This window comes from Pseudomonas sp. DE0157, assembly GCF_007678615.1.
GTDB lineage: Bacteria > Pseudomonadota > Gammaproteobacteria > Pseudomonadales > Pseudomonadaceae > Aquipseudomonas > Aquipseudomonas parafulva_B.
The window spans coordinates 380,350-406,434 of sequence record NZ_VEJN01000002.1; the positions used below are offsets into that span (position 1 = coordinate 380,350).

26 protein-coding genes are annotated in these 26,085 nt (G+C 62.1%); 18 read left to right on the plus strand and 8 right to left on the minus strand.

Features of this window, described 5'->3' with window-relative positions:
* Window positions 1-7 precede the first annotated feature (7 nt).
* Complete coding sequence (rph, locus tag FS777_RS04485) at window positions 8-730, minus strand: ribonuclease PH (protein ID WP_023532860.1); 723 nt, start codon at window positions 728-730, stop codon at window positions 8-10.
* A gap of 225 nt (window positions 731-955) precedes the next feature.
* Here rph and FS777_RS04490 point away from each other — a divergent pair, with 225 nt between their 5' ends.
* Complete coding sequence (locus FS777_RS04490) at window positions 956-1,819, plus strand: YicC/YloC family endoribonuclease (RefSeq protein WP_058638834.1); 864 nt, start codon at window positions 956-958, stop codon at window positions 1,817-1,819.
* 13 nt (window positions 1,820-1,832) lie between these two features.
* Window positions 1,833-2,453, plus strand: a complete 621-nt coding sequence (gene gmk, locus FS777_RS04495; RefSeq protein ID WP_058638833.1) for a guanylate kinase — start codon at window positions 1,833-1,835, stop codon at window positions 2,451-2,453.
* Between the two features lie 68 nt (window positions 2,454-2,521).
* Here the strand turns inward: gmk and FS777_RS04500 are convergent, their stop codons facing one another.
* Window positions 2,522-4,063, minus strand: a complete 1,542-nt coding sequence (locus tag FS777_RS04500) for an APC family permease (RefSeq protein ID WP_058638832.1) — start codon at window positions 4,061-4,063, stop codon at window positions 2,522-2,524.
* A gap of 110 nt (window positions 4,064-4,173) precedes the next feature.
* Window positions 4,174-5,556, minus strand: a complete 1,383-nt coding sequence (locus FS777_RS04505) for a glutamine synthetase family protein (RefSeq protein ID WP_058638831.1) — start codon at window positions 5,554-5,556, stop codon at window positions 4,174-4,176.
* Window positions 5,557-5,762: 206 nt separating this feature from the next.
* Here FS777_RS04505 and FS777_RS04510 point away from each other — a divergent pair, with 206 nt between their 5' ends.
* The 5 genes from FS777_RS04510 (at window position 5,763) to FS777_RS04530 (ending at window position 10,498) form a co-directional block, all read left to right on the plus strand.
* The gene (locus FS777_RS04510) at window positions 5,763-6,635 is read left to right on the plus strand and encodes a LysR family transcriptional regulator (RefSeq protein ID WP_078479351.1); all 873 of its coding nucleotides are present in this window, start codon (window positions 5,763-5,765) and stop codon (window positions 6,633-6,635) included.
* A gap of 237 nt (window positions 6,636-6,872) precedes the next feature.
* A complete protein-coding gene (rpoZ, locus tag FS777_RS04515) occupies window positions 6,873-7,136 on the plus strand; it encodes a DNA-directed RNA polymerase subunit omega (protein ID WP_012312123.1) in 264 nt (87 codons plus the stop codon).
* Window positions 7,137-7,195: 59 nt separating this feature from the next.
* Window positions 7,196-9,304 carry a bifunctional GTP diphosphokinase/guanosine-3',5'-bis pyrophosphate 3'-pyrophosphohydrolase gene (spoT, locus tag FS777_RS04520; RefSeq protein WP_058638829.1) on the plus strand — a complete coding sequence of 703 codons (2,109 nt, stop codon included), beginning with the start codon at window positions 7,196-7,198 and terminating at the stop codon, window positions 9,302-9,304.
* Window positions 9,305-9,327: 23 nt separating this feature from the next.
* On the plus strand, window positions 9,328-9,708 hold the full coding sequence (locus tag FS777_RS04525; RefSeq protein ID WP_058638828.1) for a RidA family protein: 381 nt from the start codon (window positions 9,328-9,330) through the stop codon (window positions 9,706-9,708).
* Between the two features lie 58 nt (window positions 9,709-9,766).
* Complete coding sequence (locus FS777_RS04530) at window positions 9,767-10,498, plus strand: hypothetical protein (protein WP_058638827.1); 732 nt, start codon at window positions 9,767-9,769, stop codon at window positions 10,496-10,498.
* Window positions 10,499-10,553: 55 nt separating this feature from the next.
* Here FS777_RS04530 and FS777_RS04535 read toward each other — a convergent pair whose 3' ends face one another.
* Entirely contained in the window at window positions 10,554-11,405 is an 852-nt protein-coding gene (locus tag FS777_RS04535) for an SDR family oxidoreductase (RefSeq protein ID WP_078479354.1), read from the minus strand.
* Between the two features lie 165 nt (window positions 11,406-11,570).
* Between FS777_RS04535 and exbB the strand changes: the two genes are divergently transcribed.
* From exbB to FS777_RS04565, 6 genes are all read left to right on the plus strand, one after another.
* Window positions 11,571-12,533 (plus strand): tonB-system energizer ExbB, encoded by a 963-nt coding sequence (gene exbB / locus FS777_RS04540; RefSeq protein ID WP_058638825.1) that lies wholly within the window; start codon window positions 11,571-11,573, stop codon window positions 12,531-12,533.
* Between the two features lie 3 nt (window positions 12,534-12,536).
* Window positions 12,537-12,965, plus strand: coding sequence for a TonB system transport protein ExbD (exbD, locus tag FS777_RS04545; protein ID WP_058602766.1), 429 nt, complete (start codon window positions 12,537-12,539; stop codon window positions 12,963-12,965).
* The gene (locus FS777_RS04550; RefSeq protein WP_027913359.1) at window positions 12,962-13,693 is read left to right on the plus strand and encodes an energy transducer TonB; all 732 of its coding nucleotides are present in this window, start codon (window positions 12,962-12,964) and stop codon (window positions 13,691-13,693) included. The genes exbD and FS777_RS04550 overlap by 4 nt, the downstream gene beginning before the upstream one ends.
* 93 nt (window positions 13,694-13,786) lie before the next feature.
* On the plus strand, window positions 13,787-14,713 hold the full coding sequence (locus tag FS777_RS04555) for a hydrogen peroxide-inducible genes activator (protein ID WP_023532770.1): 927 nt from the start codon (window positions 13,787-13,789) through the stop codon (window positions 14,711-14,713).
* A 3-nt stretch (window positions 14,714-14,716) separates the two neighbouring features.
* On the plus strand, window positions 14,717-16,795 hold the full coding sequence (recG, locus tag FS777_RS04560) for an ATP-dependent DNA helicase RecG (protein WP_023532570.1): 2,079 nt from the start codon (window positions 14,717-14,719) through the stop codon (window positions 16,793-16,795).
* Between the two features lie 75 nt (window positions 16,796-16,870).
* Entirely contained in the window at window positions 16,871-18,274 is a 1,404-nt protein-coding gene (locus FS777_RS04565; protein WP_058602765.1) for an aminoacyl-tRNA deacylase and HDOD domain-containing protein, read from the plus strand.
* Between the two features lie 32 nt (window positions 18,275-18,306).
* Here FS777_RS04565 and FS777_RS04570 read toward each other — a convergent pair whose 3' ends face one another.
* From FS777_RS04570 to FS777_RS04585, 4 genes are all read right to left on the minus strand, one after another.
* Window positions 18,307-18,681: a helicase gene (locus FS777_RS04570; protein ID WP_078479356.1), complete on the minus strand. Its 375-nt coding sequence runs from the start codon at window positions 18,679-18,681 to the stop codon at window positions 18,307-18,309.
* A 145-nt stretch (window positions 18,682-18,826) separates the two neighbouring features.
* Complete coding sequence (locus FS777_RS04575; protein WP_058602763.1) at window positions 18,827-19,126, minus strand: HU family DNA-binding protein; 300 nt, start codon at window positions 19,124-19,126, stop codon at window positions 18,827-18,829.
* A 189-nt stretch (window positions 19,127-19,315) separates the two neighbouring features.
* Window positions 19,316-20,464 (minus strand): NAD(P)/FAD-dependent oxidoreductase, encoded by a 1,149-nt coding sequence (locus FS777_RS04580; RefSeq protein WP_078479357.1) that lies wholly within the window; start codon window positions 20,462-20,464, stop codon window positions 19,316-19,318.
* 14 nt (window positions 20,465-20,478) lie between these two features.
* Window positions 20,479-20,646 carry a rubredoxin gene (locus FS777_RS04585; RefSeq protein ID WP_023532601.1) on the minus strand — a complete coding sequence of 56 codons (168 nt, stop codon included), beginning with the start codon at window positions 20,644-20,646 and terminating at the stop codon, window positions 20,479-20,481.
* 167 nt (window positions 20,647-20,813) lie between these two features.
* On the opposite strand from FS777_RS04585, the gene FS777_RS04590 reads away from it, so the two are divergent.
* From FS777_RS04590 to FS777_RS04610, 5 genes are all read left to right on the plus strand, one after another.
* Window positions 20,814-21,371: a chorismate lyase gene (locus tag FS777_RS04590; protein WP_058638820.1), complete on the plus strand. Its 558-nt coding sequence runs from the start codon at window positions 20,814-20,816 to the stop codon at window positions 21,369-21,371.
* Window positions 21,371-22,261, plus strand: a complete 891-nt coding sequence (gene ubiA, locus FS777_RS04595) for a 4-hydroxybenzoate octaprenyltransferase (RefSeq protein WP_058638819.1) — start codon at window positions 21,371-21,373, stop codon at window positions 22,259-22,261. The genes FS777_RS04590 and ubiA overlap by 1 nt, the downstream gene beginning before the upstream one ends.
* Window positions 22,262-22,492: 231 nt before the next feature.
* Window positions 22,493-23,182 (plus strand): phosphate regulon transcriptional regulator PhoB, encoded by a 690-nt coding sequence (phoB, locus tag FS777_RS04600; RefSeq protein WP_023532543.1) that lies wholly within the window; start codon window positions 22,493-22,495, stop codon window positions 23,180-23,182.
* A 114-nt stretch (window positions 23,183-23,296) separates the two neighbouring features.
* The gene (gene phoR, locus FS777_RS04605) at window positions 23,297-24,604 is read left to right on the plus strand and encodes a phosphate regulon sensor histidine kinase PhoR (protein ID WP_058602759.1); all 1,308 of its coding nucleotides are present in this window, start codon (window positions 23,297-23,299) and stop codon (window positions 24,602-24,604) included.
* A gap of 139 nt (window positions 24,605-24,743) precedes the next feature.
* Entirely contained in the window at window positions 24,744-26,084 is a 1,341-nt protein-coding gene (locus FS777_RS04610) for a hemolysin family protein (protein ID WP_058602758.1), read from the plus strand.
* Window position 26,085 lies beyond the last annotated feature (1 nt).

Sequence of the window (26,085 nt, forward strand, 5' to 3'; positions counted from 1 at the left end):
ATCAGGTTCAGTCTGCCAGCGCGGCTTGCTGCAGCTGGAAGATCTCGTCCATGCCCTTCTGCGCCAGGGCAAGCATGGCGTTGAAGTCTTCTGGCTGGAACGGCGCACCTTCTGCCGTACCTTGCACCTCGATGAACCCGCCAGCGCTGGTCATGACCACGTTCAGGTCGGTTTCGGCTGCCGAGTCCTCCAGGTAGTCCAGGTCGAGCACCGCTTCACCCTGATACATACCCACCGACACGGCGGCGATCATGTGCTTGAGCGGATTGCCCGCCTTCAGGCCACCACGCTTCTTGATCACGGCCAGGGCATCGCAGACGGCAACCATGGCACCGGTAATGGAGGCTGTACGGGTGCCGCCATCGGCCTGGATGACATCGCAATCGATGTAAAGCGTAATGTCACCGAGCTTGCTCATGTCCAGTGCCGCACGCAATGAACGGCCGATCAGGCGCTGGATCTCCAGCGTGCGACCACCTTGCTTGCCACGGCTGGCTTCGCGCTGGTTACGTTCACCCGTCGAGCGTGGCAGCATGCCATATTCGGCGGTCAACCAACCTTGGCCCTGGCCTTTGAGAAAGCGCGGCACGCCGTTTTCCACGCTGACCGTGCAGATGACTTTCGTGTCACCGAACTCGACCAGTACCGACCCTTCGGCGTGCTTGGTGTAGTTGCGGGTGATGCGGATCGAGCGGAGCTGATCGGCGGCGCGACCACTTGGACGTTTCATCTGGGATACCTGTACTGGGACATTGAATCTGGCAGGCATTATAGAGCCCGTAGCCTAGTGAGGACACGCCTATCGTCGCTGACGGTCCAGCGCGCCTGCATTTGCGGCGGTCCTGTCCGTCGCTCAGGCGCAGCGGCGCATTGGGCCGCAAGGCCCCAGTGCGCTACAATCCTGCGCCTCGCAGCCAGCAGGCTGCAATGTCCAACCTATACGCGAGGTACCCCCATGGTGCACAGCATGACCGCGTTCGCACGGGTCGAGCGCGCCGGCAGCCAAGGCACCCTGGTCTGGGAGCTGCGCTCGGTCAACCACCGTTACCTGGAGCCGCACCTGCGCCTGCCCGACGCCCTGCGCGACCTTGAAGGTGGCGTGCGTGAAGGCCTGCGCCAAGGCCTTTCCCGAGGCAAGGTGGAGTGCACCCTGCGCCTGAACGAGGACAGCAGCGGCAAGCCGTTGCAGGTCGACCGCGAGCGCGCTGCGCAGCTAGTGGCCGCCGCCGAGCAAGTGGCGGCGTTGATCCAGCAGCCGGCGCCGCTCAACCCCTTGGAAGTGCTGTCTTGGCCGGGCGTATTGGTCGCTGATGCCAGCGACCCACAGGCACTCAATGCCCAGGCCATGGCACTGTTCAACGACGCGCTTGCCGAACTCAAGGCCGGGCGTCAGCGCGAAGGCCAGGAACTGGCCCGTCTGATCAACGAGCGCCTGGACAGCATGGCCGAAGAGGTCACGACGCTGCGAGCGCTGGTGCCGCAGATGCTGGCCGCGCAACGTCAGAAGATCCTGGACCGCTTCAACGACCTTCAGGTTGAAATCGACCCGCAGCGCCTGGAACAGGAAATGGTCCTGCTGGCCCAGAAGAGCGACGTGGCCGAGGAGCTTGATCGCCTAGACACCCATGTAGCCGAAGTACGACGCGTACTCAAGGGTGCAGGTGCCGCCGGGCGTCGTCTGGATTTCCTGATGCAAGAACTCAATCGCGAAGCCAACACGCTCGGTTCCAAAGCCTTCGATCCCCGCAGCACGCAGGCGGCGGTCAATTTGAAGGTACTGATCGAACAGATGCGTGAACAAGTACAGAATATCGAGTAAGGCCACACCGACCATGAACCACACCAGCGGCACCCTCTATATCGTTTCCGCTCCGTCCGGCGCCGGCAAGACCAGCCTGGTCAACGCCCTGACCCAGGACGACAAGCAGATCCGTGTTTCCGTCTCGCACACTACCCGCGCCATGCGTCCTGGCGAGCAGCATGGTGTGAACTACCATTTCGTCGAGCATGATGCGTTCAGGGCACTGATCGAACAGGGCGATTTTCTGGAGCATGCCGAGGTGTTCGGCAACTTCTATGGCACCTCGCGCAGCGCCCTGCAGCAGACGCTGGACCAAGGCTTCGACCTGATCCTGGAAATCGACTGGCAAGGCGCGCAGCAGGTGCGCAAGCTGATGCCACAGGCGCTGTCGGTCTTCATCCTGCCGCCAAGCCAGGCCGCATTGCGCGAGCGCCTTGATGGTCGAGGCCAGGACAGTGACGCGATCATCGCCGGGCGCATGAAAGAGGCCGTCAGCGAGATGGTGCATTACAACGAGTACGACTACGTGATCATCAACGATGTTTTCGATACGGCACTGGCGGACTTGAAGGCCGTGTTCCGTGCCAATCGGCTGCTCCTGAAGAAGCAGCAACACCGTCATGGGGCACTGCTCGAGCAGTTGATCGGCTGATGTGCACGGGCCTCCTGGGAGGCCCTTGCATAACCTTCAGCACGTCTTAGGCAAGGCCCTGGCCCTGGTCAGTCCTGCAACGGCAAAGTGGCGTGCTGACGCAGCGTAGCCCCCAGGAAGTAGGCCGGGGCTCGCAGCCGGGACATCAGCATCAACACGATCCCCAGGACAGAGATGATCGCCGCGATCACGAACACCAGCCCGACCCCGCCCACGTGCGAGCCACTGCCGAAGTCCGGCGAGGCGCTGTCTATGGCCGTGCGCACGAAGATCACCGACAGAATCACCCCGCCCACCAAAGGGCACAGCCCGCGCATGAGTAAATGCCGAAGGCTGCCGAACAGGCTGCTGCGGAAATACCAGACGCAGGCGAAGGCCGTGAGTGAGTAATAGAAGCAGATCATCATGCCCAGGGCGGTGATGGTGTCGGCCAGTACGTTCTCGCTGAGCGTGCGCATGGTGACGTAGAAAAGTCCGGCGGCCACCCCGGCGCAGATCGTGGCGTAACGCGGCGTCTGTGAGCGCGGGCAGACCTTGGCAAACTTCTGCGGTACCGCCCCGTAGTAGCCCATGGCAAGCAGGGTGCGCGCAGGCGAGACGAAGGTCGATTGCAAGGAAGCGGCAGTGCTGGCCAGTACCGCGATGGACATCAGGATTGCCAGCGGCCCCATGACCGGGCCGGCCAGGTGAGCGAACACGTTTTCCTGGATGCGCGGGTTATTCAGGCCCAGCCCCGACTCGCTGATGCCGGCGAACTGCAAGGTGGCAATGGCCGTCAGCAGGTACAGGCCCAGAATCAACAGCACGGTCCAGGTGGCTGCCTTGCCCGGAACCTCTTCGCTGCCTACCGACTCTTCACTGACGGTCAGGCATACGTCCCAGCCCCAGAAAATGAAGATCGACAACGATAGGCCGGCGGCGAACGCCGAGAAGGATTCAACCCCGAACGGGTTGAACCAGGCGAAATCGAACGCCAGGGGCGGTGGTGCCGTTGTTTCGCCGAACGCTGCGAAGGCAAAGCCCACCAGTACCAGCAGTTGCAACGCCACCAGACCGTACTGCACGGTCATGGTCGTGGTCATGCCTCGGCAACAGATCCATACGGCCAAGGCAATGAACACGCAACAGGTCACGATGTTGATCAGCAAGTTGTCGGCAAGCGCCGCCAGTTCAGGGTTGCCCGTGATCTGGCCGAGGAACAGGTAGAAGAAATCCACCGCCACACCGGCCAGGTTCGACAGCACGATAGTAGTCGCCACCACCAGCCCCCAACCGCCGATCCACCCGATCATCGGGCCGAAGGCTCGCGCCGACCAGGTGAACGACGTACCGCTGTCCGGCTCGGCCGAATTCAGCTCGCGATAGCCCAGGGCGACCAGCAGCATAGGCAGGAACCCGACGATGAACACCGCTGGCAGGTGAGCCCCGACCTCGCGCACGGTCGGGCCCAAGGCGCCGGTAAGGGTGTAGACCGGCGCAATGGTGGAGATGCCCAGCACCACGCTGGCCAACAGCCCCAATCGGCCCTTGGCCAGGCCCTTGCTACCCTGTTGGATGCTTTCGCCAGCCGCCACATCGGGTGGGCGGCCGGCTTCTGTGTAATCGCTCATGAGTATCAGCCGTAGATGTTGGAATTGTTTTTAACAAGCCTCTCGCCAAGGCCTGCCCACTCAGAGCCCGCTGCGAAACCTTCCCCTGGCCTCATGCAGGCGCCTTGGCGCTACACCGTGTGCAGGTACCAGTTGTATTCGAGGTCGGAAATCGACGCCTCGAATTCGGCCAGCTCGCTGTCCTTGCAGGCCACGAAGACATCGATGTAGTGCGCACTGATGTATTGCCTGAGTACGTCACTGTCTTCCAGCGCACGCAACGCGTCGCGCAGGTTGTTCGCAAGGCTCTGCTCCAGTTGCTCGAAAGCATTGCCTTCAATGGGCGCCTGCGGCTCGATCTGGTGGGTCAGGCCATGGTGAACGCCAGCAAGAATCACAGCAAGCATTAGGTAGGGATTGGCGTCTGCACCTGCCACGCGATGTTCCAGACGCGTGCTTCGGCTGTTATCTGTCGGTACACGCAGGGCGACGGTACGGTTATCCAAGCCCCAGCCTGGGGCATTTGGCACATTGAACTGGGCGCCGAACCTGCGATACGAATTGATGTTCGGGCACAGGAAGGCCATGGACGCAGGGAGCGTCTGCAGCATGCCGCCGATAGCATGGCGCAGCGCGTCGCACCTCAGTGGGTCTTCGCTTGCAAAGAGGTTCCTGCCGCTGTGTTTTTCTACCAGCGACAGGTGAACATGTAGACCACTGCCCGCCTGGCCGGGATAGGGCTTGGCCATGAATGTCGTGTCCATTTCGTGGTCGTAGGCAACGTTCTTGATCAGGCGCTTGAGCAGGATCGCTTGATCACAAGCTTTCAGAGGGTCAGCCACGTGATGCAGATTGACCTTGAACTGCGCAGGTGCGCTTTCCTTAACGATGGCATCCACCGGCAAGCCTTGGGCCTTTGCCGCTTCGAGAATGTCCTGCAAACAGTCGGCGTACTCGTCCAGGTCGTCGATGAAGTAGGCCTGGGTCGAATGGGCACGCTTGCCGGATAACGGCGAGCGCGGCGGCTGCGGTCGCCCATTGAGGTTGTCCTGGTCGATCAGGTAGAACTCGAGCGCCAACGCAACGCACAGGGACAGGCCCAGCGCGTCGAACCGGCTCACGACCTGACGCAAGACCTCGCGCGGATCAGCGAAGAACGGCTGACCGTCCAGTTCGTGCATGGTCATGAGCAACTGGGCGGTGGGACGCTTCTGCCAGGGCTCGTGCGCAAGCGTATCGGCAATGGGGTAGCAGATGCGATCGGCATCGCCCATATCCAGGCCCAGCCCGGTGCTTTCTACGGTGGCGCCGTTGATGTCGAGCGCAAACAGCGATGCCGGCAGGTTGATGCCTCGCTCATACACCTTGTGCAAGCTGGCCCGCTCGATGCGCTTGCCGCGCACGACTCCATTCATATCGGCAATCAGCAAGTCGACGTACTGGGTGTCGGGGTGTGCCTGCAGGAAGTCATTCATCTCGCGTGAGGAACGGGCGCACGGGGCTACCGACGTCATGGCTGTACATCCTTTGCTGGGCTGCGGCGATGTGGAGAGACGGCTGGCGCCTGGTAGGCGACGATGGTTGCAGCTGTTGTTGTTTTCACTTTCCCATCGTGGGGATTGGTAACCGCAGCGGGCGCATTGATTCCCGGGGGTCGTTTCACTATAAAATGGCTCTGACGCAACAGACATTGGCAATTCGGCAACGAGAGCGTGCACCAATGCAATATCAAATTACCCATGCCGATCTTTCCCTGGTTCTGGCGTTGGAACGCGGGCGCTCTCTGGCCAAGGCGGCCGAGTTGCTCAAAGTGGACGTATCGACCGTTTTCCGGTCGATACGCCGCCTGGAGTCGGCGCTGGGCACGGCTCTGTTCGTCAAGAGCCGCAAAGGCTACTTGCCTACCGATACTGCACAGGCCCTCGCCGAGCAGGCCGAGCGCGCCGAGCAAGCACTCGAGGCGGCGCGCATTGCCATGACCAGCGGTGAACAGGTCGTCAGCGGCACCGTGCGCCTGACCTGCACTGAGGCCGTCATGCACAGCCTGCTGCTGCCTGCACTGGCCGACTTCATGCAGAATTACCCCGCGCTGTCGCTGGAGATGGGCACCTCAAACGTGTTCGCCAACCTCAGCCGGCGAGATGCAGACATCGCCCTGCGTTTGACCAACACGCCTCCCGAACACCTGGTGGGGCGCAACCTGGGGTCAACGTCCTACGTGATATGTGGCCAACCTCAGTGGCGCGACCGCCTCGGTGAAAGCGCCAGCGCGGTGCCATGGATCGCGCCGGATGACGCCATGCAGGACCATCCGACGGTAGTCTGGCGCAACCAGCAACACCCTGGCCTGAGCCCGCGCTACCAGTGCAGCAGCATGTCCACCATTGCCCAACTGGTCACCGCTGGCCTGGGCGTGGCAGCGCTGCCGGACTACATGGTGCATAGCCTGCCAGGGGTCGATGCACTCAGCGGGCCGCTGCCAGGTTGCGACACCCAGTTGTGGCTCTTGACCCGACCGGACTGCCGCGCGCTGCGCTCGGTCCAAACCCTTTTCGAGGAGCTCACCCCGCGGTTGCGCGACGCAATGCTCTGAGGTTATTGTCGGGGCCATTGCAAGGCGTCTATGGCGGTCCTTGCACTGCGTCCCAGAGGTATCGTCAGGCCTGGCAAACGCGGGCATGCACCGCAGTACCTGAATGACTCGCAGCGCACCGCACGGCGGCGCTCGACAAAACAGCGCTTCCCTATTGGCTGGTGAATTTTTATACTATCGAGTCCGCCTGCCCACTAATGGGCTGCACGCCTACCGCATTTGCTACTGAGGAAGACCATGGCCCGCGTAACTGTTGAAGACTGCCTGGAACACGTGGATAACCGTTTTGAGCTGGTCATGCTCTCGACCAAGCGCGCTCGCCAGCTGGCGACCGGCGGTAAAGAGCCACGCGTTGCGTGGGAAAACGACAAGCCCACCGTCGTTGCCCTGCGCGAAATCGCCGAAGGCATCGTGACCAACGAATTCATCGCCGCTGAAGAAATTGTCACCGAGGATCCGGTCTTTGCCGCGTTCGAGGACGAGTCGAACGAGGCTGTCTGATTGATGCCCGGTCGACGTCGCAAGGCGCAAGGCCCCCTATCTCGGCAGGAGGCTAAGCCATGCCGGGTATAGAGGCCTTGGCCGAACGGCTGTCGACTTACCTGGGCCCCGAACAGGTCAACCTGGTACGGCGTGCCTACTTCTACGCAGAACAAGCGCACGATGGGCAACGTCGCCGCAGTGGCGAGCCCTACGTAACGCACCCGTTGGCCGTGGCCAGCATCCTTGCCGACATGCACATGGACCATCAAAGCCTGATGGCAGCCATGCTCCATGACGTGATCGAAGATACCGGCATTGCCAAGGAAGCCCTCAGCCAGCAGTTTGGCGAGACGGTTGCCGAGCTGGTGGACGGCGTCAGCAAGCTGACCCAGATGAACTTCGAAACCAAGGCCGAGGCGCAAGCCGAGAACTTCCAGAAAATGGCCATGGCCATGGCACGCGACATTCGCGTGATCCTGGTCAAGCTGGCCGACCGCCTGCATAACATGCGCACCCTGGAAGTGCTGTCCGGCGAGAAACGACGCCGGATTGCCAAGGAAACCCTCGAGATCTACGCCCCCATCGCCAACCGCCTGGGGATGCACACGGTACGCGTCGAGTTCGAAGACCTTGGCTTCAAGGCCATGCACCCGATGCGCTCGTCGCTGATTCATCGCGCCGTCAAAAGTGCACGGGGCAACCGCAAGGAAATCGTCGCCAAGATCGAGCAGTCGCTGGCCAACTGCCTGGCTGCCGACGGTATCGAAGGCGAGATCAGTGGCCGGCAAAAACACCTCTATGGCATCTACAAGAAGATGCGCGGCAAGCGTCGCGCCTTCAACGAGATCATGGACGTGTATGCCTTCCGCATCATCGTCGACAAGGTCGATACCTGCTACCGCGTCCTCGGTGCCGTGCACAACCTGTACAAACCGCTGCCAGGGCGGTTCAAGGACTATATCGCCATTCCCAAGGCCAACGGCTATCAGTCGTTGCACACCACCTTGTTCGGCATGCACGGCGTGCCCATCGAAATCCAGATCCGTACGCGCGAAATGGAAGAGATGGCCAATAACGGTATCGCTGCGCACTGGCTGTACAAGGCCAATGGGGATGAGCAGCCCAAGGGCAACCATGCCCGTGCCAGGCAGTGGGTCAAAGGCATCCTTGAATTGCAGCAACGTGCAGGCAACTCGCTGGAGTTCATCGAGAGCGTCAAGATCGACCTGTTCCCGGACGAGGTGTACGTCTTCACGCCCAAAGGCCGCATCATGGAGCTGCCCAAGGGTTCCACTGCCGTGGACTTCGCCTACGCAGTGCACACCGACGTTGGCAACAGCTGCATCGCATGCCGTATCAACCGGCGCCTGGCACCGCTCTCCGAGCCGTTGCAGAGTGGCTCGACGGTAGAGATCGTCAGCGCACCGGGGGCTCGACCCAATCCGGCGTGGCTCAATTTCGTGGTCACCGGCAAGGCGCGCACACATATTCGCCATGCGCTCAAGCAGCAGCGCCGCTCCGAATCCATCAGCCTGGGCGAGCGGCTGCTCAACAAGGTACTGACTGGTTTCGACAGCGCGCTGGATCAGATTCCCCGCGAGCGCGTGCAGGCAATCCTCAGCGAATACCGCCTGGAATTGATCGAAGACCTGCTTGAAGATATCGGGCTGGGCAACCGCATGGCCTACGTGGTCGCGCGCCGTCTGCTGTCTGCAGAAGGCGAGCAACTGCCGGCCCCCGAAGGTCCGCTGGCGATTCGCGGTACCGAAGGCCTGGTGCTCAGCTATGCCAAGTGCTGCACGCCGATTCCGGGCGACCCGATCGTGGGTCACCTTTCGGCGGGCAAGGGCATGGTCGTGCACCTTGAGAACTGCCGAAACATCAGTGAAATTCGCCACAACCCCGAGAAATGCGTCCAGCTTTCCTGGGCCAAGGACATCACTGGCGAATTCAACGTCGAGTTGCGCGTAGAGCTGGAGCACCAGCGCGGCCTGATTGCCTTGCTGGCCAGCAGCGTCAACGCGGCCGATGGCAACATCGAGAAGATCAGCATGGACGAACGCGACGGCCGTATCAGCGTGGTCCAACTGGTGGTCAGCGTGCACGACCGCGTGCACCTGGCGCGTGTGATCAAGAAGCTGCGTACCCTGACCGGTGTGGTTCGCATCACCCGCATGCGTACGTAGTCCGCCAACCGCAAGGAGTCATCATGAGCAAGACCGTCATCAACAGCGACAAGGCCCCTGCCGCCATCGGCACCTATTCGCAGGCGATCAAGGCCGGTAACACCGTGTACATGTCTGGCCAGATCCCGCTGGATCCCAAGACCATGGAACTGGTCGAAGGCTTCGAGGCCCAGACCGTCCAGGTGTTCGAGAACCTCAAGGCTGTGGCGGAAGAAGCAGGCGGTTCGTTCAAGGACATCGTCAAGCTGAACATCTTCCTGACCGACCTGAGCCATTTCGCCAAGGTCAACGAGGTGATGGGTCGCTACTTCGAGCAGCCCTACCCCGCTCGCGCCGCCATCGGCGTGGCCGCGCTGCCAAAAGGCGCGCAGGTCGAGATGGACGCCATCCTCGTCATCGAGTGATGCCCCAGGCGGCGGGCATTGCACTCGCCGCCTTTCCCTCTCCTGGAAGGTTCCCGACATGCGCATAGCATTGCCTCTTACGCTGGCAGCCCTGGTCCTGGGCGGCTGCGCCAGCCACAAACCTGAAGACTTCAACGGCACCTGGATCAACCAGGACGCCATCACTGCGGCCGTCAAGCAAGGCAACCTTCGCCAGGCCCTGAATGAGCATGGCCCGGTCTTCGAGTGGAAGCTCGATGTTGCTACCCAGCGCGCCAGCTACAGCAACGGGTTCGAGGCCTCGGATGGTCAGCTCAGCGCCAATGACAAGCAGTGGCTGGCCACTTTCGAAGGCGGTGCCACCGAGCAACTGTCGCTGGACGGCGACGAACTGCAAACAGTCGACCAGCGAGGCGCGAAACAGCGCTTCGAGCGTGCCAAGACGCCCAGTGGCAACAATGCGCCACTGGGCAGCAGCTTCGAGCAGGCGCTGTACCAGGCTTATCTCGGCGGCGCCTGGACAATCATGGATGGCCCAGGCAAGGGCGCCAACGTAACGTTCAGCGACAGCGGCAACGTCACCGGCCTGCCCGGTCCGGATCGTTTCGCCCTGTGCCTGGCCGGTGATTGCGCAACGATGGGCGGCAGCAATGACAGCCTGTGGCTGGAGCGCAACCAGCGCGGGGCCCCGTTCATCATCAAGCGCAATGGCAATCAGCTGGAAATCTTCCAGGCGGTGAACCGCGCCCAGCCGGATGAAATGCCGATGCTCGCAGCCGGCAAGCGCCAGTGGCTGCTGCAACACAACTGACGATACCCCAGCCGGCGCGCAGGTAACGCAAGCTACCTGCGCGCCGGCCAGGGGATCATTGCCCGAGGATCGCTGCGTAGCCTTCCTTGTAACTGGGGTACTGCGGGGACCAGCCTAGCCCCCGTGCGCGGGCGTTGCTGCAGCGCTTGCTGCCCGTGCGACGCACACGCTCCTCATCGGACCACTGCGTAACCCCCAACTGTTCACGCAGCCAGGCCACGACTTCGGCCAGCGGTGCCGGGCTGTCGTCCACGCCGATGTAGCAATCGTCCAGCGCCTTGCCTTGGCTGTCGCATTGCAGCAGGAATGCCAGCAGGCTGGCAGCATCGTCCACGTGAATACGGTTGCCATACAACGGCGGTTGCTCGGCGACGCGATAACCCTGACGCACCTGACGCAACAGCCACTCTCGACCTGGCCCGTAGATGCCGGTCAGGCGAACCACGCTGGCTGGCGCAGCACCGGACAGCGCCAGCCTTTCAGCTTCGAGCATGATGCGCCCCGAGTACCCCTCAGGTTCGGTGGCCGATTGCTCATCAACCCACTCCCCACCCTTGTGCCCAAACACGCTGCTGCTGGACACGAACAAAAGGCGTCGGGGTTGTTGCCCACGCTCGGCCAGCCAGCGCTGCACGTGACGCAACCCCTGGACATACGCCGCCTGATACCCTGCCTCGTCATGCTGGCTGGCAGCCACGCAATAAACCACGTAGTCGGGTGCCCGCTCAGGCCAGGCAGCTGGGATGTTCGGGTTCGATAGATCAGCTGCAATCGGCGCTACGCCATCAGGCAACTGCGCCACCGAACGGCGCAGGCCGCTGACTTGCCAACCACGCGTCAGCATTTGCCGAGCCAGGCGACTGCCGACGTCCCCACATCCTACGATCAACACACTCAAGTCAGACATCTGAAGCCCTCTAGGGCCGATTGCTCAGCCCCTCTGCAGGAGAAAAAGCAACAATATTACTTTTGTTAACAAGAATTACTTGCAATAATGGCGACCAAATTGTTCTCGGCCTGCCTCGAGGCCTTGAAGAACGCTCACCCATCATCTTCATCAGGTCCGGCCAGCATGACACGTACCCAACCTTCCGCTTCGCCAACCCCATCGCGCGCCTGGCGTGCCACCGCTGCGCTGATTCTCAGCCTGGCGCTGGCCCCGGTCGCCATGGCCGATGAGCCCAATGCCGCTGCCCCAGTGACGGCCCCGGCGGCCAGCGCTGCTGCACCAGCTAGCGCTCCGGCCGGCGAAGCGGCACCGGGTACCGTTGCACAGGCTCCGGTTGCTGCAGACCCGGACGCCCAAGCCCTGGTGGAAGATACCTCGCTCGGCATGGCCCATGACCTGTCGCCTTGGGGCATGTACAAGAACGCCGATGTCGTGGTCAAGGCCGTCATGATCGGCCTGGCCATCGCCTCGATCATCACTTGGACCATCTGGATCGCCAAAGGCTTCGAGTTGATGGGGGCCAAGCGCCGCCTGCGCGGGGAAATCGCCCGCCTGAAGAAATCGACCAGCCTCAAGGAAGCCAGCGAAGTCTCCGACAAGCAAGGCACCCTGGCCCATACCCTGGTTCACGATGCGCTCGAGGAAATGCGCCTGTCGGCCAATGCCCGTGAAAAGGAAGGCATCAAGGAGCGCGTGAGCTTCCGCCTGGAACGACTGGTACACGCCAGCGGGCGAAATATGAGCAGCGGCACGGGCGTGCTGGCCACCATTGGTTCCACTGCGCCATTCGTGGGCCTGTTCGGCACCGTGTGGGGCATCATGAACAGCTTCATCGGCATCGCCAAGACTCAGACCACCAACCTCGCCGTGGTCGCCCCGGGTATTGCCGAAGCGCTGCTGGCCACCGCACTGGGCCTGGTTGCCGCCATCCCGGCCGTGGTCATCTACAACGTCTTCGCCCGCTCCATCGCCGGCTACAAGGCACAGGTGTCCGACGCTTCGGCCCAGGTGCTGCTGCTGGTCAGCCGCGACCTGGACCATCAGGGCAGCGATCGCGCCGCCCCGCACATGGTGAAAGTGGGGTAAGCCATGGGCCTGCATCTGAACGAAGGTGGCGACGACCTCGCCGAAAACCACGAAATCAACGTGACGCCGTTTATCGACGTGATGTTGGTGCTGCTGATCATCTTCATGGTCGCAGCGCCCCTTGCCACGGTCGACATCAAGGTCGACTTGCCTGCTTCGACGGCCAAGCCGGCGCCCAGGCCCGAGAAGCCTGTCTTCGTCAGCGTCAAGGCCGACCAGAAGCTCTATGTCGGCGATGACCCGGTCCCAACGCCCGAGCGCCTTGGCCCGATGCTGGACGCCAAGACCAAGGGTGACAAGGACACCACCATCTTCTTCCAGGCCGACAAAGGTGTGGACTACGGTGACCTGATGGAAGTGATGAACAACATGCGCGCGGCCGGCTACCTCAAAGTCGGTCTGGTAGGTCTTGAGACGGCAGCCAAGAAATGACGAAGACGCGGCACAATCTGGCGCGTTACAGCGGCAGCCTGGCGCTTGTGCTGGGTGTCCATGCCGTCGCTGTGCTGCTCATGCTTAACTGGTCGGTGCCCCAGGCCATCGAGCTGCCCCCGGCAGCCATGATGGTCGAGCTGGCACCGCTGCCGGAGCCAGCGCCACCACCCCCTCCCAAAGCAGTTCCCCAACCACCGGCGCCGGTCGAAGAACCCCCGCTGCCGAAGGTCGTGGAAGCCCCTAAACCCAAGATTGCCATTCCCAAGCCGCCCAAGCCGAAGGCCAAGCCACAGCCGCCCAAGCCTGAGAAAAAGCCTGAGCCGCCGAAGGAAGCGCCGCCGACCAAGGAAACGGTAGACGCACCACCGAGCAATACGCCGCCGCAGAAGTCCGCAGCGCCCGCACCGAGCGTCGCCTCCAACAGCACCGCACTGCCGACCTGGCAGAGTGACCTGTTGCGCCACCTGGCGAAGTACAAGCGGTACCCGGAAGACGCGCGGCGCAGAGGCTTGCAGGGCATCAATCGCCTGCGTTTCGTGGTCGATGCCGAGGGTAAGGTCGTGTCGTATTCACTGGCCGGTGGGTCGGGTAGTGCGTCCCTGGACCGGGCAACCATGGAAATGATTCGGCGAGCGGGCAAGGTACCCAAACCGCCAGCTGAGCTGCTGAACAACGGGACGATCGAAGTCGTCGCGCCGTTCGTGTACTCACTGGACCGCCGCTGACGTTTTGTTTCTGTCACAAGTCGGCAAGTCTGATAACGTGCGTCTATCGATTGCAGCCGCTATGCTGGGCTCGCAACTTCATGGACGCACGTTATGACCCTCACAGAACTCCGTTACATCGTCACACTCGCCCAGGAACAGCACTTCGGCCATGCAGCCGAGCGTTGCCATGTGAGCCAGCCTACCCTTTCGGTGGGTGTGAAGAAGCTCGAGGATGAGCTCGGCGTACTGATCTTCGAGCGCAGCAAGAGCGCGGTGCGCCTCACGCCGGTTGGCGAAGGCATCGTGGCCCAGGCCCAGAAAGTGCTCGAACAGGCTCAGGGCATCCGCGAACTGGCCCAGGCCGGCAAGAACCAATTGACCGCCCCGCTCAAGGTAGGCGCGATCTACACCGTCGGCCCCTACCTCTTTCCTCACCTGATCCCACAGCTGCACCGTGTGGCCCCGCAGATGCCGTTGTACATCGAGGAAAATTTCACCCATGTGCTGCGTGAGAAGCTGCGTAACGGTGAACTGGATGCGGTGATCGTCGCCTTGCCCTTCAACGAAGCCGACGTGCTGACCCTGCCGCTCTACGACGAGCCTTTCTGCGCACTGATGCCAGCCGACCACCCGTGGACGGCGAAGAAAACCATCGATGCGGCATCGCTCAACGACAAGAGCCTGTTGCTGCTGGGCGAAGGTCACTGCTTCCGTGACCAGGTGCTGGAGGCGTGCCCTACCCTGAACAAGGGCGGTGAAGGCGCACGCCACACCACGGTCGAATCCAGCTCGCTGGAAACCATCCGCCACATGGTGGCCTCTGGGCTGGGTGTCTCCATCCTGCCGCTGTCTGCCGTGCACAGTCATCACTACGCACCGGGCGTGATCGAAGTGCGTCCGCTGACAGCACCAGCGCCATTTCGTACCGTGGCGATCGCGTGGCGCGCCAGTTTCCCGCGGCCCAAGGCCATCGAGATTCTTGCCGACTCGATCCGCCTGTGCTCGGTCGCCAAAACGCCCACCGAGCAAACTGCCTGAGCCATGAGTGAGTTGTCGAAGGTACCGGTCACTGTGCTCAAGGGTGTCGGTGACGCCATGGCGCAGAAGCTTGCCAAGGTGGGCCTGGAAAACCTGCAGGACGTGTTGTTTCACCTGCCCTTGCGTTACCAGGACCGCACCCGCGTGGTGCCGATCGGGCAACTGCGGCCAGGGCAGGACGCGGTGATCGAGGGCGTGGTCAGCGGCGCGGACGTGACCATGGGCAAGCGACGTAGCCTCGTCGTTCGTCTGGGCGACGGGAGCGGCGTGCTGAGCCTGCGCTTCTACCATTTCAGCAACGCACAGAAGGAAGGGCTCAAGCGCGGCACTCACCTGCGTTGCTATGGCGAAGCCCGGCCGGGCGCATCGGGCCTGGAGATCTATCATCCGGAATACCGTGCACTGAACGGCGACGAACCCCCGCCGCCGGTCGAACAGACGCTTACCCCGATTTACCCGTCTACCGAGGGGCTCACCCAGCAACGGCTACGCCTGCTCTGCCAACAGAGCCTGGCCTTGCTCGGGCCGCGCAGCCTGCCGGACTGGCTGCCCGAGGAGCTTGCGCGCGATTATCAGCTGGCCCCGTTGGACGATGCCATACGGTACTTGCACAACCCGCCGGCTGACGCCGACCTCGATGAGCTTGCCGAAGGCCACCACTGGGCCCAGCACCGCCTGGCATTCGAAGAGCTGCTGACCCACCAGCTGTCGCAGCAGCGATTGCGCGAAAGCCTGCGCAGCCTGCGCGCACCGGTGCTGCCCAAGCCTTCACGCCTGCAGGACGAGTACCTGGCCAATCTCGGCTTCAAGCCTACGGGGGCGCAGCAGCGGGTCGCCAATGAAATTGCCTACGACCTCAGCCAGCACGAACCCATGCTGCGCCTGGTGCAAGGAGATGTGGGCGCCGGCAAGACCGTGGTCGCGGCACTGGCAGCCCTGCAGGCGTTGGAGGCGGGTTACCAGGTGGCGCTGATGGCACCTACCGAGATTCTTGCCGAGCAGCACTACATCACCTTCAAGCGCTGGCTGGAGCCACTGGGCATCGAAGTCGCCTGGCTGGCCGGCAAGCTCAAGGGCAAGGCCCGGGTCAGTGCACTGGAGCAGATCGCCGCCGGTGCGCCAATGGTGGTGGGTACCCACGCCCTGTTCCAGGAAGAGGTCAAGTTCAAGCACCTCGCCCTGGCCATCATCGACGAGCAGCACCGTTTTGGCGTCCAGCAGCGTCTGGCGTTGCGCAAAAAGGGTGTGAATGGCGAGTTGTGTCCTCATCAGCTGATCATGACGGCGACGCCCATTCCGCGTACGTTGGCCATGAGCGCCTATGCTGACCTGGATACTTCCGTGCTGGACGAATTGCCTCCCGGGCGTACACCGGTCAACACGGTGCTGGTGGCCGACAGCCGTCGCTTCGAAGTGGTCGAGCGGGTACGCGCCGCCTGTGCTGAAGGGCGTCAGGCCTACTGGGTCTGTACCCTTATCGAGGAGTCTGAAGAGCTGACCTGCCAGGCCGCCGAGAGCACCTACGAGGAACTTGGCAGCGCCCTGGGCGAATTGCGGGTCGGGCTGATTCACGGGCGTATGAAACCGGCAGAAAAAGCCGAGATCATGGCGCAATTCAAAGCCGGTGATCTGCAGCTGCTGGTTGCCACGACCGTGATCGAAGTTGGCGTCGATGTGCCCAACGCCAGCCTGATGATCATCGAAAACCCGGAGCGCCTGGGGTTGGCCCAGCTGCACCAGTTGCGTGGGCGGGTGGGCCGTGGCAGCGCTGCCAGCCACTGCGTTCTGCTGTATCACCCGCCCTTGTCACAGGTGGGCCGCGAGCGCCTGGGCATCATGCGCGAAACCAACGATGGCTTCATCATCGCGGAAAAGGACCTGGAGCTGCGCGGCCCGGGCGAGATGCTCGGCACGCGCCAGACGGGTCTGCTGCAGTTCAAGGTCGCTGACCTGATGCGCGATGCCGATCTGCTTCCGGCCGTTCGTGATGCAGCCCAGGCATTGGTGGCCCGCTGGCCGGAACATGTCAGCCCCTTGCTTGAACGCTGGCTGCGTCACGGGCAACAGTACGGCCAAGTCTGACCCAAGCGGTCAATGGATCCAGCCTCCCGGCGAGGCTGGTTATACTTCGCTTTTAGGAACCAGTGGACACGGACCATGACTCAAGCTGCCTTGGACACCGCAACCCCACAAACACCGTCGGTTATCCGGTTGCTGCTCGACAAGCTAGGCGTTGCCTACCGTGAAGTGTTGGCGCATCCCCCCCCGCCGGCTCAAGCCTGTGTACAGGCGGTGCTGCTGGACGACGAGGTGGGCGCACTGATGGTGCTGCTGCCGCAAAGCCAACTGCTGGACCTGAGCCGGCTCACCGAGCTGACTGGCCGGACACTTACCGCTGTGCCGGTGCCCCGCTTGCGCCAAATGCTGGAAAAACACCATCTCAAGGTTCTTCCAGGCATACCGGCGCTGACCAGCTCACCTTGCCAGTACGAAAAAAGCCTGCTCGAACCCGCGACCGTGTTCATTCAGTCAGGCCAGGAAGGCCTGCTGCTGGCCATCGACCGTGACCCGTTCAAACGCCTGCTGAGCAAAGCCAGCGCCAGCGCATTCGGGCAGGAGGTGCAGGCCATTGCCCTGAACCTGGACCGTCCGGACGATGACACCCGCGAGATCAGCCAGGCAGTTCAGGCCTTCACTGCACGACGCATTCAAAAGCGGCTCGAAGAAACCATCGAAATCCCGCCCCTGGCCGATACCGCGCAGAAGATCATGAAGCTGCGTGTCGACCCGAATGCCAGCATCGACGATATCACCGGGGTGGTGGAAACCGACCCGGCGCTGGCTGCGCAGGTCGTGAGCTGGGCGGCATCGCCCTATTACGCCTCGCCCGGCAAGGTACGCTCGGTCGAGGATGCGATTGTCAGGGTGCTGGGTTTCGATCTGGTGATCAACCTGGCTTTGGGCCTGGCCATGGGCAAGACGCTCAGCCTACCCAAGGACCAGCCTCAGCAAGCGACGCCTTACTGGCAGCACTCCATCTACACAGCGGCTGTCATCGAGGGCCTTACCCGTGCAATGCCCCGTGCCGAACGACCTGAGGCAGGCCTCACCTACCTTGCCGGTCTTCTGCACAATTTCGGGTACTTGCTGCTGGCACATGTGTTTCCACCGCATTTTTCGCTGATCTGTCGGCATCTGGAGGTCAACCCCCATCTGTGCCACACCTATGTGGAGCGCCACCTTCTAGGGATCAGCCGCGAGCAGATTGGTGCCTGGCTGATGAAGCTGTGGGACATGCCCGAGGAGTTGTCCACGGCGCTGCGCTTCCAGCATGACCCCAACTACGAGGGCGACTATGCAGCCTTTCCCAACCTCGTCTTCCTCGCGACTCGATTGCTTCGCTCACGGGGTATCGGCTCGGGCCCGAAAGAGGAGATTCCCGATGCATTGCTTGAGCGTCTTGGGCTTTCCCGCGACAAGGCCAATGATGTCGTGAACAAGGTACTCGAGGCTGAGACCTTGCTGCGCGAGCTTGCGTCCCAGTTCGCTGCGCCACACTGATTGACTGGGGCCGTCGCTCGGCCCCTGCGCGGTCAATGCTTCTTTTTAGGTTTCAGGTACTTCATCAGGCCCTGGAACCACATCACCAAGGCCGGGTTGCCCTTGATCTGGATCGCCTTGTCCTGGATGCCCTGCATGAATGCCAGCTGCTTGTTGCGCGCCTGCAGGGTAGTGAAGCCATAGGCAGCATCCTTGAAGGCGATGGCGAAGGCAGGCTGCGCGAACGCGCCCCCTTTGCTACGGATGCGTTCGTTGGCGACGATGAAGTGCCGAGCGATCTTGCCGTCGAGGGTTTGCATCTGGAACACCAGATCCTTGCCCTTGAGCTGCTGCTGGAAAGCCGGATTGTTTCGGCTTGCCCTGGCCATCAGCAGGCCCAGGACCCAGAGAAGTAAGCGGAACTTCATTTGAGCGTCTCGTCTAAGAAGTGACTGTGAGCGCCAGTTTATCCGCTTTATGTGCTTTTCAGGGAATCGAAGAATCTTTTTCGTATGCGAAGACAACGGGCGCTGTGGGCGCCCGATTGATCGTCATGCCGCTGACAGGCCTAGGTCATTTAGTCTTTTTAGCAGGCTTGGCGGGCACGTTGATACTGTCGCGCAAGTTCTTGCCTGGCTTGAAGGCTACCGTGTTGCTTGCCTTGATCTTGACGGGCTCACCCGTCTGCGGGTTTTTACCGGTTCGCGCCCCACGATGACGCTTCTCGAACGTGCCGAACCCCACCAGCGTCACTGTATCGTTGTTCACAGCCTGGGTAATGCTTTCGAGAATCGCGTTCAGCACCTCGTTGGCCTGGTCTTTGGTCAGGTCGGTCTTCTCGGCGATGACAGCGGCGAGTTCTGGTTTGCGCATGATGATGAAGCCTCTTTGACGGAATTCTTGTTGTTATGCCGTGCCGCCTCAAGGGCAGCGTTCAAGGCGCCACGGGCTCTAAGCCGCGGCAGACGAGTGTGAGAATGGCACGCGCTTGAGTACCGCGCCAGTATCGGTACGGCCAGAATGCACAAGCAAAAAAGGCATACCCGACAGTTCGTGCGCTATTTACGCCATGACGGGTGGAAGCTGGCGGTTGAGCATCAGTCTTTCCATCACGGTACTGCCGGTAAGGGCGTACCCGATCAGCTGGCCATCGGCGGCGTGGCAGAGCGCTTTGACGTCATTGCCCTCACCCTCTGCCTGCCACGTACCAATCTGCCCATTCGGCGGTGGCGACACCACCACAGGACAGGCAGGCGTCTTGACGGTGATGGGCATTGGTCCATAGCTGACGGCAGTGGGGGTGCCTGTCAGTGTCTGCGCCAGCGCTCGAACGCCACTCATCAACGGCATCACGTAGAGCAGGTTGATGCCGTCAACCTCGGCACAATCGCCCAAGGCGTGGATATTGGCATGGGAGGTACGCAGGAATCGGTCCACACAGATACCCCGCCCAGTCTGCAGGCCCGCTGCGGCAGCCAGGTCCGTTCGTGGGCGCAGGCCTACGGCCGACACGACCAGGTCGCACGCGATGACCTGGCCGTCGGACAGCTGTGCACGCACGCCATGCCCCTGGCGCTGCAAGCGCGTCAGCACGGGCCCGAGATGAAAGCGAATGCCGATACCCTGTAGCCCGCTCTGTACCGCCTGGGCCGCTGCCGGGTGCAACAGGGTGGGCATGATCTGCTCGCAGGGCGCGACCACATCAACCTCGAAACCACCAAGACGCATGTCGTTCGCAAACTCACAGCCGATAAGACCGGCGCCCAGGATCAATACCCGCTGCTTGCCGTCAGCCGCGGCGCGCAGGCGCGCGTAGTCTTCAAGGTCGTTGATCGGGAAGATCAGGTCGCTGGCGTCACCTTCCACAGGCACGCTGATGGTCTGTGCACCCAGCGCCAGGACGAGATCGCGATAGGGCACTGCCTCCTCGCCAATCCATAGGCGCTTGTGGCCTGGGTCGATACCCGTTATGCGCGTATGGGTGCGCACCTCGACGTTCAATTGCTCGGCCATGGCGCCGGGCTCGGCCATGCACAGCCCCTCGGCGTCCTTCTGCTTGGCGAAGCCGGTCGAGAGCATGGGCTTGGAGTAGGACCGCCCATCATCGGCAGTGATCATCAGCACGGGGGTGAGTGCATCGAACTTGCGTAATTCCCGGGCGAGGTTGTAGCCCGCAAGCCCGGTGCCAATGATGACTACAGGAGGCGTCATGGGGGGTTCCTCGATCAACCGATGGCGATCATTTCAAAGTCGCTCTTGCCAACCCCGCAGTCTGGGCAGAGCCAGTCTTCGGGTACGTCTTCCCAACGCGTGCCGGGCGCGATCCCATCATCCGGCCAGCCATCGGCTTCGTCATAGATCAGACCGCAGACAATACATTGCCACTTTTTCATCGGAACGGGTTTCCTCGGTTCAGGCTCGGCTTGGGTTTGGACGTGCGGCCTCTTCACGGGCCAAGGTGCAATCGAAAGGCTTTGTAGCGGCCCTGCCGGCAGTATGCAAGCAGTCGGGGCATTCATGCTAAGCTCGCGGCCTCTTTGGTTGTAACAAGCAGACCGACGTGTCGTACCCAACCCCGCACGCAGCCGCTGTCGCGTGGCTAGCGTATCCACAGGTGCAGGCCAGCCTCGCCCCCTCCATGCTGGACTGGTTGTTCGATGAGGGCTCGCTCACACGTCGGCTGACCCGACTGTCCGGCGACGATTTCTGCGTAACGCCCCTGTTCGAAGGCTGGCAGTCGCTGCGCGAGGATGAATGCCAAGCCCTTGGCATCGCGCTCGGCGCCCAGGGTTGGGTCAGGGAAGTGTTCCTGCGCGGGCATGGCCAGCCGTGGGTATTCGCCCGCAGCGTAGCCAGCCGTGCGACGCTCGAACGTGGCGGCCTGGACCTTGAATCGCTCGGTAGTCGCTCGCTGGGCGAGCTGCTGTTCTGCGATCAAGCGTTCACCCGCCATCCCCTGCAGGTATGCCACTACCCCGAAGCCTGGCTCCCTGCTGAAGTTGCAAGCCCAGGCTTGTGGGGACGTCGTTCACGCTTCTCCCGAGATGAACTCGACCTGCTTGTCGCCGAAGTGTTCCTGCCGGCGTTGTGGCAGGTGGCACGCGAGGATACCCGCTGATGTACCTGCAACTGCTCAAATCGCTGAACCGTCTTCATCCGCGCGCCTGGGACTTTGTCCAGCTAAGTCGCATGGACAGGCCCATCGGCATTTATCTGCTGCTCTGGCCAACCCTGTCGGCGGTGTGGATTGCAGGTCAGGGTTCACCCTCGTTGGCCAATGTGCTGATCTTCGGGTTGGGCGTGGTGCTCATGCGCGCGGCCGGGTGCTGCATCAATGATTTTGCCGATCGCAAGGTGGATGGATACGTCAAGCGCACCGCCGATCGACCCTTGGCCAGCGGGCGTGTACGCCCCCGCGAAGCGCTGACGCTGTTTGCCGTTTTGGTAAGCGTGAGCTTCCTGCTGGTGCTGTGCACCAACAGTCAAACCGTCTGGCTTTCGTTCGCGGCCGTCGCGCTCGCATTTTGCTACCCCTTCATGAAGCGCTACACCTACTACCCACAGGTGGTGCTGGGCGCCGCCTATTCGTGGGGTATCCCCATGGCCTTCACCGCTGCTGGCGGCGAGCTGCCGGCCGCTGCCTGGCTGCTGTACATCGCCAACCTGCTGTGGACGGTGGCTTACGACACCTACTACGCCATGGTCGATCGCGACGATGACCTGAAGATCGGCGTGAAGTCCACGGCCATTCTGTTCGGCGAGGCTGACCGGGTGATAATCCTGAGCTTGCAGGGCCTTTCGCTGGGCTGCCTGATGCTGGCCGGCAGCAGCTTCGCCCTCGGCGGCTGGTTCTACCTGGGCCTGCTGGGCGCCGCGTGCTGTTTCGCCTGGGAATTCTGGTCCACCCGCCGCCTGGATCGAGACGCATGCTTCAAGGCGTTCCTGCACAACCACTGGGCCGGGCTGATGGTGTTCATGGGCGTGGTACTGGATTACGCGCTACGTTGAGCGGTGGGTTGAGGCGCGGCACCACCTCAGCAAGGTCCACCTGGTGCACACCGCATGAGGATTCACCGTATCGAGGGGGTAAAGCGTCGGTTACAGGTGCAACCGCCGCCCCGGTCAAGCCTGGCCCAGTCATTGAATGTCGCGAGAACCGCCAACACCCTGTCACACAGCTGCAATAATTCCGTTATCTAATGCGGGGCCAAGACAGCGAATCCAGGAGAGGTTTTGAGCATGGCTGGCAGGAATATTCTGATCGTCGACGACGAGGCGCCCATCCGCGAGATGATTGCCGTGGCCCTGGAGATGGCAGGTTATGAGTGCCTGGAAGCAGAAAGCTCCCAACAGGCCCATGCCATCATCGTCGACCGTAAGCCGGACCTGATTCTGCTGGACTGGATGCTCCCCGGCACCTCGGGCATCGAACTGGCCCGGCGGCTCAAGCGCGACGAGCTGACCGGGGACATTCCGATCATCATGCTCACCGCCAAGGGCGAGGAAGACAACAAGATCCAAGGCCTGGAAGTGGGTGCGGACGACTACATCACCAAGCCGTTCTCGCCGCGTGAGCTGGTAGCCCGCCTCAAGGCCGTGCTACGACGTACCGGCCCCAGTGATGGCGAGACGCCGATCGAAGTGGGCGGGCTGCTGCTGGACCCTATCAGTCATCGCGTCACCATCGATGGCAAGCCGGCCGAGATGGGGCCCACCGAGTACCGCCTGCTGCAATTCTTCATGACCCATCAGGAACGCGCCTATACCCGCGGCCAGTTGCTGGATCAGGTATGGGGGGGCAATGTCTATGTCGAGGAACGCACGGTCGATGTCCACATTCGCCGCTTGCGCAAGGCGCTGGGTGAGGCGTATGAAAACCTGGTACAAACGGTTCGCGGCACAGGCTACCGCTTTTCGACCAAGGTCTGACCTGAAACGCAGCACTCGGCTCAAAGCCGTCGAATGGACGTGAACGCGCTACCGATCCGCTTCTGCATGCAGGTTCGTGCTTGCTGTTGATCGCTGGATTCGAAGGATCCCCAATTGAACCAGAACTGGCATGCGACCTTGATTCGCCACCTGCTGCTGTTGATCACCCTTTGCCTGATCGGTGGCCTGGTCAGTGGCTACTATGGCTGGAGCCTGGCCATTGGCCTGGCTCTCTACCTGGGCTGGACGCTCAAGCAACTGCTGCGCCTGCATGCCTGGCTGCGCAATCACCAACCGGACGAAGCACCGCCTGACGGCTACGGCCTATGGGGCGAGGTGTTCGACAGCATCTACCATCTGCAACGCCGCGACCAGCGTGTGCGTGGCAGGCTTCAAGCGGTGATCGACAGGGTGCAGGAATCCACCGCAGCGCTGCGCGACGCCGTGATCATGCTCGACAGCCACGGCAACCTGGAGTGGTGGAACCGCGCAGCCGAGACGCTCCTGGGCTTCAAGACACCCCAGGACGGCGGCCAGCAGGTGACCAACCTGGTGCGGCACCCGCGCTTCAAGGAATACTTCGAAACCGAAAACTATGTCGAGCCACTGGAGATTCCATCCCCCATCAACGATCGCATGCGGGTGCAACTGCACATCACACGCTACGGTAACAACGAACACCTGATGCTGGTTCGGGACGTCACCCGCATCCACCAGCTCGAACAGATGCGCAAGGACTTCGTGGCCAACGTGTCCCACGAACTGCGAACGCCGCTGACCGTGATTGCCGGCTACCTGGAAACCCTGCTGGATAACGTCGAGGACGTGAACCCCCGCTGGCGCCGAGCGTTGCAGCAGATGAGCCAACAGGGCTCGCGCATGCAAACGCTGCTCAACGACCTGCTGCTGCTGGCCAAGCTGGAGGCCACCGACTACCCGTCCGACAACCAGCCAGTGGCCGTGGACACCCTGCTCAGTGCGATCAAGCAAGACGCGCAAGCGTTGTCCGGGCCGCGCAACCAGCGCATTACCCTGGAGGCCGAGCCAGGCATCTGGCTCAAGGGCAGCGAGTCGGAATTGCGCAGCGCGTTCTCCAACCTGGTGTTCAATGCCGTCAAGTACACCCAGGACGAGGGCAGCATTCGCATTCGCTGGTGGGCCGATGCCCAAGGCGCCCATCTGTCGGTGCAGGACTCAGGGCCCGGCATCGATGCCAAGCACCTGCCACGGCTGACGGAGCGGTTCTATCGGGTGGATTCGAGCCGTGCATCTCATACCGGTGGCACGGGCCTTGGGCTGGCAATCGTCAAGCATGTGCTGATGCGCCACCGCGGGCGCCTGGAGATCAGCAGCGTGCCAGGCCATGGCAGCACCTTCACCTGCCATTTTGCAGTGGCGCAACAGGTCACAGGTAAGGTTTGAGGCCGTTCGGGCCACTTTGCAGCATCGATCAAGTGGTCGCCCTTTGCTTTTGCGGCCCTAGCCGCTACATTTGATCCCTTGCGCCGGCTGGAGCCGGCACTTTTCTCATCTTAAAGACGGATCCCGTAAAAACTCCATCATGGACCCTTCCCCTGGTATCAGCCTCACCTCCCTGTTCGCCGATTTCGGCATGATCATTTTTGCTTTGGTTCTGGTGCTGCTCAACGGCTTCTTCGTTGCCGCCGAGTTCGCCATGGTCAAGCTGCGCGCAACCCGCGTGGACGCCATCGCCGAGCAGCACGGCTGGCGCGGCAGCATCCTGCGCAAGGTTCACAACCAGCTTGATGCCTACCTCTCTGCCTGCCAGCTCGGCATCACCTTGGCCTCGCTGGGGCTGGGCTGGGTGGGCGAGCCGGCCTTCGCGCACTTGCTCGAACCGCTGCTGGCCTACTTTGGCGTCGATACCCCTGAGCTGATCAAGGCCGTCTCGTTCTTCGTCGCCTTCTTCGTGATCTCCTACCTGCACATCGTGGTGGGTGAGCTGGCGCCCAAATCGTGGGCCATTCGCAAGCCGGAACTGTTGTCGCTGTGGACCGCAGTACCGCTGTACCTGTTCTACTGGCTGATGTACCCGGCCATCTACCTGCTCAATGCCAGCGCCAACACAATCCTGCGCATTGCCGGCCAAGGCGAACCCGGCCCGCACCACGAGCACCACTACAGCCGGGAGGAGCTCAAGCTGATCCTGCACTCCAGCCGCGGCCAGGACCCAAGCGATCAAGGCATGCGCGTGCTGGCGTCAGCGGTGGAAATGGGTGAGCTGGAAGTGGTGGACTGGGCCAACTCTCGCGAAGACATGGTCATCATCGACGCCCATGCCCCGCTCAAGCAGATACTGGCCCTGATCCGCCGTCACAAGTTCAGCCGCTACCCGGTGTACGACACCGAGCGCGAGGAGTTCACGGGCCTGCTGCACATCAAGGACCTGCTACTCGAACTCGCCGAACTCGAACACCTGCCTGAAACCATTGACCTGGAAGACCTGGCTCGCCCACTGGAGCGCGTTTCCAGGCACATGCCGCTGTCCCAATTGCTCGAGCAGTTCCGCAAGGGCGGTGCGCACTTCGTGCTGGTCGAGGAGGCCGATGGCAAGGTCATCGGTTACCTGACCATGGAAGATGTGCTGGAAGTGCTGGTGGGCGACATCCAGGACGAACACCGCAAGACCGAGCGCGGCATCCTGGCCTATCAGCCAGGAAAGCTGCTGGTGCGCGGCGATACTCCGCTGTTCAAGGTCGAGCGCTTGCTGGGCGTGGACCTGGACCATATCGAGGCAGAGACACTGGCCGGCCTGGTCTACGAAACGCTCAAGCGCGTACCCGAAGAAGAAGAGGTGCTCGAGGTCGAAGGGCTGCGCATCATCGTCAAGAAAATGAAAGGCCCCAAGATCGTGCTGGCCAAAGTGCTCAAGCTGGACTGAG